Source organism: Streptomyces sp. KR55, assembly GCF_052245645.1.
Taxonomy (GTDB): Bacteria; Actinomycetota; Actinomycetes; order Streptomycetales; family Streptomycetaceae; genus Streptomyces; species Streptomyces flavusporus.
The window spans coordinates 1-1,602 of the sequence record NZ_JBQQCE010000876.1; the positions used below are offsets into that span (position 1 = coordinate 1).

Consider the following 1,602-nt stretch of genomic DNA (forward strand, 5'->3'; position numbering starts at 1 on the left):
GGTCGGCGACGAGCGAGCCGCGCCAGGACGACCAGGCTGCCGGTCCGGTGGCCAGTGCGTCGGCCTCGGTCAGTGCGTGCAGCAGCTCCAGCGTGCTCTGCGTGCCGACCGCCTCGGCGACCGAGCGGACGGTGGCCGGATCCTCCAGGTCGCGCCGGGTGGCGGTCTAGATGAGCAGCAGGTGATGGCGTACGAGGGTGGCGAGGACGGCCACGTCCGCGCGGTCGAAGCCGATACGGGCGGCCACATCGCGCGCGATGATCTCGCCGGCCACCGAGTGGTCGCCGGGCCAGCCCTTGCCGATGTCGTGCAGCAGCGCGGCGACCAGGAGCAGGTCGGGGCGGCTGACCCGGCGGGTGAACTCGGAGGCGCGGACGGCGGTCTCGATGAGATGCCGGTCGACGGTCCAGATGTGCACGGCGTTGCGCTGCGGCCGGCAGCGGACCCGCTCCCAGTCCGGCAGCAGCCGGGTGATCAGGCCCTCGGCCTCCAGGGCCTCCCAGACCTCGATCGTGGGGCGGCCGGAGCCCAGCAGGGTCACCAGCTGTTCGCGCGCCTCGGCGGGCCAGGGCGTGGGTAGCGGGCGCACTCCGGCGGCCATGCGCCGTACGGCGTGCAGGGAGAGCGGCAGACCGGCCTGAGCGGCGGCGGCCGCGGCGCGCAACGGGAGCACGGGGTCGCGGTCGGGGCGCGCGGCCCGGGCGAGCACCACCTCGCCGTCCTGCTCCACCACCCCTTCGGCCAGCGGAGAGCGCTCGGCGACCTGTTTCCCACCGCCCAGCATGGAGCGCAGGCGTGGCCGCACGGCGCGTGACCGCAGCACGCGCCCCACTTCACGCCAGGTGACATCACTGGCGTACGAGATGACCCGCGCCGCCTCGTACACCTGCCGCAGCAACGTGTCGGCGTCGAGGAGTCCGACCTCGGCGGCGACCTGGTCCTGCTCCTGGAGCGCGAGCCGGTCGGTCGCGCGCCCGGTGGCCAGGTGCAGGGCGTCCCGGACGTCGAGCAGCCGGCGCCGGGCGTCGTCGAGGCCCTCGCGCGGGGCGTCGGCCAGCCAGGAGGCGGCGACGGCACGCAGGGCGGTGGCGTCGCGCAGCCCACCACGGGCCTCTTTCAGATCCGGCTCCAGGAGGTACTGCAGCTCGCCCTGGCGCTCGGCGCGTTCGGCGCACAGCTCCTGCAGTTCGGGCAGGCGTTTGGGGGCCTGATTGCGCCAGTCGGCGAGGACGGCGGTCCTGAGGCCGGCCGTGACGCCGAGGTCGCCGGCGATGTGCCGGGCGTCCAGCAGTCCGAGCTGGACCTTGAGGTCCTCGCCGGCCGTCTTGCGGGCCTCGGCCGGCGTACGGACGGAGTGGTCGAGGGCGAGGCCGAGGTCCCAGACCGGGTACCAGATGCGGTCGGCGAGGGCCGCGATCGCGGCGGGGTCACCGCCGTCGTGCAGCAGGAGCAGGTCGAGGTCGCTGCGCGGGGACAGCTCACCCCGGCCGTAGCCGCCGACCGCAATGAGGGACACCCCGCGCAGTCCTTCGGCTCCGGCGTCGAAGAGCCCGGCCAGCCAGTAGTCCGTCAGCTCGGCCAGGGCGGCACGGCGCGGCGGCC

At 75.0% G+C, this 1,602-nt stretch carries 1 pseudogene; it reads right to left on the minus strand.

What is annotated here, in order from left to right:
* Nucleotides 1-1,602, minus strand: a pseudogene (locus ACTWQJ_RS51160) ([protein-PII] uridylyltransferase); the annotation flags it as partial.